Raw genomic sequence first — 6,280 nt, forward strand, 5'->3', positions numbered from 1 at the left:
CGCTCAAAGACGGCGCACTGCTGGAGATGGGCCTTTGGGCGCGCGCCGGAGCCACCACGTGGCAGACGCTGGTGGCGGCCACCCGCAGCGGGGCCGAGCTCTGTGGCGTCGGGCATGAACGTGGCACGGTGGAAGTCGGGAAAATCGCTGATCTGATCGTCCTCAAGGACAATCCCCTCGACAACATCAACAACATCCGCTCCTTGCAACTCGTCATCAAGGACGGCCGCGTGATCTCGGATAAGCGTGCGGAAGGCCAGGCGAAGCAGACCTGCCTATGACGCAGCTAAGCCGTGCTTGAGACGAACCGCCATGGGTCGTCACTTCGGCGCCTGCCGGGACCGCGGCACGGGCGCTCTGGCGCACATGCCGCGGGAGTTCCCCAATACGAAGGACGCGCCGCGCGATACCACCAGCACCAGCCGAGTTCACAGTACGCATGCACAGCAGTTTCGACATTTTTCAATAATCACTGGACCGACGGTCCCATCCTGGAGTGACGGAATTGACAAATCGTTCAGGCTTTCAGATCCGAACAGCAACGCGTGAAGACTGCGAGGCGGTCAGTCGCCTGGTCATGGAGTTTCGCGACTTCCTGAAGCGACCCGCTCCATCCTATGACGACATTGTCGGTAGCGTGACGTATTTGCTGCGTAGCCAAAATGCCAGGATCGGTTTGGCCACCCTGGATCACGATCCCGTGGGCTACAGCTCGGTTTGGTATCACTATTCTCTGTGGGCGGACGGGCCGGCCGCTGCGATCTCCGACCTCTTCGTGACTGAGCGCTACCGCGGCCAGGGCGCTGGTCAAGCCCTTATTGAACATGCACTGGAGACGTCGCGCGGCGATGGTGTGCGCCTGGTCACGCTCAACACCAATGAGAAGAACGTAGCATCCAACCGGATTTACGAGAGCCTGGGGTTCAAAGCGTACTCGGACGTCTGGCAGGGCAGACAGATCGCATATCGGAAGGAACTCAAGTCCGCATGAGACGGCAACGCCGACACGCAGTTTGCATGCGCTTCGTTCGGTGCGGCCGAGCGCCGCGCCTCAGATCATAGGCGCCGGCCAGGGAGCCAAGTGGGCGGACGATGAAGACCGCATAAGTCGGATAGTTTTCATTGGAAAGATGACAATCGACAATAATAAATTGGCGCGTTAGTCAGGGAATCTATTGGGGAAAACGACAAAGCAGAAACCCGCAAAACGGCTGTTATCGCTGATTGTCAGCCATCAGCAAAGCGCCTATGATCCGTGCATTCCAGCTATCCAGGCTCTGCGGTTTGAAAGTTTGCAAGGCTGTTTCTGAGTGCCGTCGCAACGAGCTTAAGTAGCGCCTATGCGGCTGACTGCCGATCATCCAAGCAAGGCCACAGGTAGTTAATCCCTTACTGATACGTTGATTACGATCCGGCGCCATACCTGGTCCGGGTCGATGTGTTTCCTTTGACCGATCAGATGACGCAGTTCAGTCAGCGGCTGAGAGAGGCGCTGGCAATCCGCGGTGCGCGGGACACCGGATTACTTCCATCTGACCCGCCGTTCAAAACGTGAATACCCTGGCATCCTTCAAGCTATAGGAGTCGATGATGAGCAAAGTTGTATGTGGCGTTGTTCTATTGGCATGCTTATTCGCGCCCGGCGCAAAAGCCGCGGAGACCTACCCGGCGCGACCGGTGAAGATAATCTCCCCTTTTGCCGCGGGCGGAGCGACAGACGCGGTGGCCAGGCTCGTGGCGGCCGGACTCAGCGATGAACTGAAGCAAGCTTTTATCGTGGAGGACAAGCCTGGCGCAGGTGGTTCATTGGGCACGGCCCTGGTCGCAAAAAGCAAACCGGATGGATATACGCTGGGGGTAGCCTCTCTGGGAACGGTCGTTGTGAGCCCACTATTGATGAAGCTTTCGTACGATCCTGCCACGGAACTTGTCCCAGTCATCAACGTAGCCTTGTCACCAAATGTTCTGTTGATCAATGACTTACTTCCGGTGGACTCCTTCCCGGCTTTCGTCGCTTATGCGAAAGCCAATCCCGGCAAGATACGCTTTGCGTCCTCGGGCGTCGGTGCCACCAACCACATATTTTGCGAAACCATTTCCGCCTATGCCGGCATCGAGATGACCCACGTTCCGTACAAGGGTTCCGCGCCCGCGTTGGTCGACTTGATGGGCGGCCAGTTGGAGGCCATGTGCGACGTCAGTTCGGCGCTCCAATATGTTCGCGAAGGAAAGCTGAAAGCACTGGCAGTCGGAGCGCCCGCGCGCCTGAAGGGTTTTCCTTCCGTACCGACCATGGCAGAACTAGGAATCGGGCAGGCGAATTTCAGTGCGTGGTATGGAATTGTGGCACCGGCCGGCACACCGGATTCGGTGGTGAAAATGTTGAATGAAAAGATCAACGGCATTCTTCGGACTGATCGCGCACGACAGGCGCTTGCCTCGATCGATGCGCAGCCGATCGGCGGCAGCCCGGCCGATTTTGCGCAAACGATTCGAACCAATAGCGCCGATATTGGTGAAGTGATACGTATTCGCAAAATTCGCGTCGAACAATAGTTGGCGGCATGATGCACGGCGCCGGCCAGGCCGTTGGGAAATGATGCGTCGAGTACACTAGGAAGCTTCGAAGTCCGAATCCAGAGTTTCGGTTTGGCGCATATAGATCATGGCACTGGAAGCAATCAAAAAGCAGTCCGCTGAATACTTGGTTACTGAGGCGCTGCGTGCGCAGATGCTGTCAGGCGAGATTCTTCCCGGTACGCGAATCACCGAAGCAAGTCTGGCCGAACGCCTGGCGGTTTCGCGCGGAACGCTGCGGATCGCGCTCTATCAGTTGGCGCAAGAGGGCCTGGTAAAACAGACCCCTTATACGGGATGGGCGACGTCATCGATCGAGCCTGAGGACCTGTGGGAGCTGTACACGCTTCGCGCCGGGCTGGAGTCGACGGCAGCGCGCATCGTGTGTGAGCGGATGAACCCGGCCACCGCCAAAGCGATCGAAGAGGCGTTTGCGGCGCTGGAACAAGCCTGTGCGCTTGGAAAGTATCCGCATATCGCAAAAAAGGACTTCCTTTTTCACCGGAAAATCATCGATTTGACTGGTAGCGGACGTCTATCGGAGCATTATCGGCTGGTCGAACAACAGATTAAGGTTTTCGTCGCCTCCACGTATAACTTCGTCGCGAAGCCGGAAGATGTGATCGACCATCACCAGCCTTTCGTACAGGCCCTCATTTCAGGTGACGCAGACGCTGCCAGCCATCTGCTGTGGGTTCACGCCGTCGAAGAAGGCAAGCGCCTGCATTCGTATCTGTTGTCCATTCGGGGGGAAACTGCCTGGGGGATTCCCCAAGCAAAGTGATTGCCCTCCGGAGCGCAATCAGTTCGCCGTCGAGGGCGGATGAAGCACCGAGCCGGGTACTCGGAAGATCGGCGAGAGCGTGTGCGACACGAAACGCCAGTGATGACCGTCCGGCCGGATGATCGCCGAAACGTCGGCGATCATGCTTGGCACGGTTTGCGACAACGGTATCGGGCCATGGCCCGCGTACAAGCAGAGCGTCGCGTTGATGCCGATTCCATCCTGAGCCTCGTCCATTCGCGCAAAGAGATTGCTTATCACATGCCGGACGACGCGGTCTTGCGTCGTCCGTCGCGATTGATAGTAAGCCGCGACCGCGGCGGGGCCCCGCATAACGCTCCCGCACATGTCGTATAGGGCATCATCCCGATAGAATTCGTGTGCGCGATACCCTTCGTTCAGGTCGACTTCCCACCAATAGCGATGCAGAAGATCATCGGCGATATATTTGGCTTCCAACGGCGTCATTGTTCTGTCTCCATGCATGGAATCAAGCCCTGGCGGGCAGCACGATTCCGCTCAGTTCGCCGCCACGCATCACTGCCTCAACATTCTGCGCAATGATTTTCCAGCGACGTTCCAGAATTTGCTCCGACCAACCCGAAATATGCGGCGTCAGAACCACATTTTCCAATTTATGGAACGGTCTGGCAGACGGGTACGTCACATCGCCCGCTCTCGCCGGATAGTTCCACCAGACATCCAGTACAGCGCCGCCGATCATCCCGCTTTCGAGGGCCGAATACAGCGCATGTTCGTCGATGATCGGTCCGCGTCCGACGTTGATTATGACCGCCGTCTTTTTCATTACCGCCAGTTGGGCCGCGCCGATCATCCCTAGGGTTTGCGGCGTGAGCGGCAGACAAACGGCAACATAATCGCTCACCGCAAGAAGTTCGCTCAACGCATCCGGCTCGTACCATTTGGTCAAGTTCGGATCGCTGGGATTGGAGCGAGACAAGGCAACGACGCGGTCCAGCAAAGGTCCGGCCTTCGCAGCGAGGGCTTGGCCGATCGCGCCGTATCCAATAATCCCGAGGGTGCTCGCACTGAGCTCGCGCCGCAGCGGGCGATAGTACAGACCCCGATAGCGCCACTGACCCAGTCTCAATGTCCGGTCAGCCGGCATCATTGCATGGGAGCTGGCAAGCATGGCACCGAGGATGTATTCGGCGATACCCGGGCCGTGGCCATCGGCGCGGCACACGGCGGTGGTCCGCGGCAAGCAGTCCAAGTCGATCTGGTCGTAACCGGCAGCATTGACCTGCAGCAGCCGCAAACCGCTCAAGTGCTTGATATCCGTATTCCACTTATTCGTGATGAGCACATCGACGTTTTCTACACAGCGACGCAATGCGTCTCCGCCGACGTCGTCGGGGATGCTGGTCAGCGTCAGGGGTTGCGAAGCTTGCTGCCGCAGACGTTCCGCGCTTTCGTAGTTATTGGCACCATGTAGCGCAACGCTGATGGCCTTCATCGAGCGCTTTCCAGAAGCGTGCTCCATCGCTTGACTTCAGCTTGCATGAAAGCCTGCGGATCCACTGCGGGGATCGCGATCGAATCCGCGGCCTGCGAAGTCACGCGCGCGTTCATGTCCGGCGTCGAAAAAGCCTTCTGCACAGCGTCTCGCAGCTGGACTCGCAGGGTATCCGGCAGGCCCTTGGGCGCGACCAGCCCATACCATAATCTGAACTCGAAGCTGGGGTAACCGGCCTCGGCGAATGTGGGCACGGTTGGCGCGCCGCTCAAGCGAGCGTTGGCGGAAACGGCCAATGCGCGTATACCGCCGTCGCGCAGCTGGGCGCCACCTGCTTGGAAGCTGATTGGCATGGAATCCACCTGGCCACCCAGCACATCGGTCAGCGCAGGCAGTGCTCCCTTATAGGGTATGTGGACCAGTTTTATTCCCGCTCGGTTTGAAAAGTCCTTCATCGCCAAGTGAGTGGCGCTACCGTCGCCGTTCGAACCATAAGTGACGGAGTCAGGGTTCTTCTTCGCGTCCTGGACGTAGTCGTTCAATGTCTGGAATCGCGATTTGGCGTTGACGATCAGCATCATCGGCTGCGACGCCAGCATCGAAACGTGCGTGAATTCGGAAACCGGGTCGGAGCCTCCTCGTTGCAACATCCGAACCGTCGCGTCCGTTGTCATGATCCCCAGGGTATATCCGTCGGGACTCGCCGTGCGGACGAAGTCCGATCCGATCAATCCGCTGGCCCCCGGGCGATTCTCCACCACGACGGACGCGTTCAACGTCTTGGTCAACGCTTCGCCGACGAGCCGGCCGACGTAATCCGTCATCGCGCCGGGTGGAAAAGGAACGATCAACCGAATGGGCTTGGAGGGGTAAGGCTCGGCCGCGATCGCCGGCGCGCCCCCTTGAAAGACCGCCAAGACCAATAAAGCGCAGCGCATCACAGGCCGTATCATGTTCACCCCATTGCTGATTGTCGGCAAAGTGTGGTGATAATCGTGGGCGCCGTCAATCCCAATCATCACTAGGCTGGCGCGGAGCCACATCAGCGAAAACCCGGATAGCGCCATACTTCGGCGCCCCTATCATTGTCAGCAATCAACATTCTCAATCGCCGAAGACGCCTGGCGGCGGTAAAAAAATCAAGGTTAGAGTAATGACAAAGCAAACGATCTATGCCAACGCCTCCCTCATCGACAGCGTGACGGAAGGCGTGCGCCGCAATGTCGCGGTTGTTGTCCAAGACGGGCGTATCGTCAACATCGTTGAAGGCGCCGGTACGTCCGCTGGATCGACCGACGCCGAGGTCGTCGATGTGAAGGGTGCGTACCTTATGCCTGGTCTGTGGGACGTTCACGTGCACCCGGACTACCTGCCCCTCACCGTGATGCCCCTGACCGAACAGATGACACTGTTCGGTTTTAAACTGCGCCAGGCGCTGTTTG

The 6,280-nt window shown here is 58.4% G+C and carries 7 protein-coding genes and 1 pseudogene; 5 read left to right on the plus strand and 3 right to left on the minus strand.

What is annotated here, in order from left to right; all coding sequences use genetic code 11:
- The 4 genes from ACNA0R_RS27150 to ACNA0R_RS27165 all read left to right on the plus strand — a co-directional run.
- A partial coding sequence (locus tag ACNA0R_RS27150) for an amidohydrolase family protein (protein WP_415829191.1) occupies positions 1-281 on the plus strand: 281 nt, incomplete at its 5' end.
- Positions 282-505: 224 nt separating this feature from the next.
- Positions 506-991: a GNAT family N-acetyltransferase gene (locus ACNA0R_RS27155; protein WP_415829192.1), complete on the plus strand. Its 486-nt coding sequence runs from the start codon at positions 506-508 to the stop codon at positions 989-991.
- A gap of 599 nt (positions 992-1,590) precedes the next feature.
- A complete protein-coding gene (locus ACNA0R_RS27160) occupies positions 1,591-2,556 on the plus strand; it encodes a Bug family tripartite tricarboxylate transporter substrate binding protein (protein WP_415829193.1) in 966 nt (321 codons plus the stop codon).
- Between the two features lie 109 nt (positions 2,557-2,665).
- On the plus strand, positions 2,666-3,361 hold the full coding sequence (locus ACNA0R_RS27165) for a GntR family transcriptional regulator (RefSeq protein ID WP_415829194.1): 696 nt from the start codon (positions 2,666-2,668) through the stop codon (positions 3,359-3,361).
- An 18-nt stretch (positions 3,362-3,379) separates the two neighbouring features.
- On the opposite strand, the gene ACNA0R_RS27170 is transcribed toward ACNA0R_RS27165, so the two are convergent.
- The 3 genes from ACNA0R_RS27170 to ACNA0R_RS27180 are packed head-to-tail and all read right to left on the minus strand — an operon-like array spanning position 3,380 to position 5,905.
- Complete coding sequence (locus tag ACNA0R_RS27170) at positions 3,380-3,829, minus strand: hypothetical protein (protein ID WP_415829195.1); 450 nt, start codon at positions 3,827-3,829, stop codon at positions 3,380-3,382.
- Positions 3,830-3,851: 22 nt separating this feature from the next.
- Positions 3,852-4,838 (minus strand): 2-hydroxyacid dehydrogenase, encoded by a 987-nt coding sequence (locus ACNA0R_RS27175; RefSeq protein WP_415829196.1) that lies wholly within the window; start codon positions 4,836-4,838, stop codon positions 3,852-3,854.
- Complete coding sequence (locus ACNA0R_RS27180) at positions 4,835-5,905, minus strand: Bug family tripartite tricarboxylate transporter substrate binding protein (protein WP_415829197.1); 1,071 nt, start codon at positions 5,903-5,905, stop codon at positions 4,835-4,837. Before ACNA0R_RS27180 ends, ACNA0R_RS27175 begins: the two co-directional genes overlap by 4 nt.
- An 86-nt stretch (positions 5,906-5,991) precedes the next feature.
- Between ACNA0R_RS27180 and ACNA0R_RS27185 the strand changes: the two are divergent.
- Positions 5,992-6,280, plus strand: a pseudogene (locus tag ACNA0R_RS27185) (hypothetical protein); the annotation flags it as partial.

Source organism: Bordetella sputigena, from assembly GCF_965137885.1.
Lineage (GTDB): Bacteria > Pseudomonadota > Gammaproteobacteria > Burkholderiales > Burkholderiaceae_B > Bordetella_C > Bordetella_C sputigena.

Bases quoted from the DNA above. Each gene is read 5' to 3' on its own strand.
- ACNA0R_RS27160 (WP_415829193.1), top strand. From the start codon at position 1,591: ATGAGCAAAGTTGTATGTGGCGTTGTTCTATTGGCATGCTTATTCGCG.
- ACNA0R_RS27165 (WP_415829194.1), top strand. From the start codon at position 2,666: ATGGCACTGGAAGCAATCAAAAAGCAGTCCGCTGAATACTTGGTTACT.
- ACNA0R_RS27170 (WP_415829195.1), bottom strand. From the start codon at position 3,829: ATGACGCCGTTGGAAGCCAAATATATCGCCGATGATCTTCTGCATCGC.
- ACNA0R_RS27175 (WP_415829196.1), bottom strand. From the start codon at position 4,838: ATGAAGGCCATCAGCGTTGCGCTACATGGTGCCAATAACTACGAAAGC.
- ACNA0R_RS27180 (WP_415829197.1), bottom strand. From the start codon at position 5,905: ATGGCGCTATCCGGGTTTTCGCTGATGTGGCTCCGCGCCAGCCTAGTG.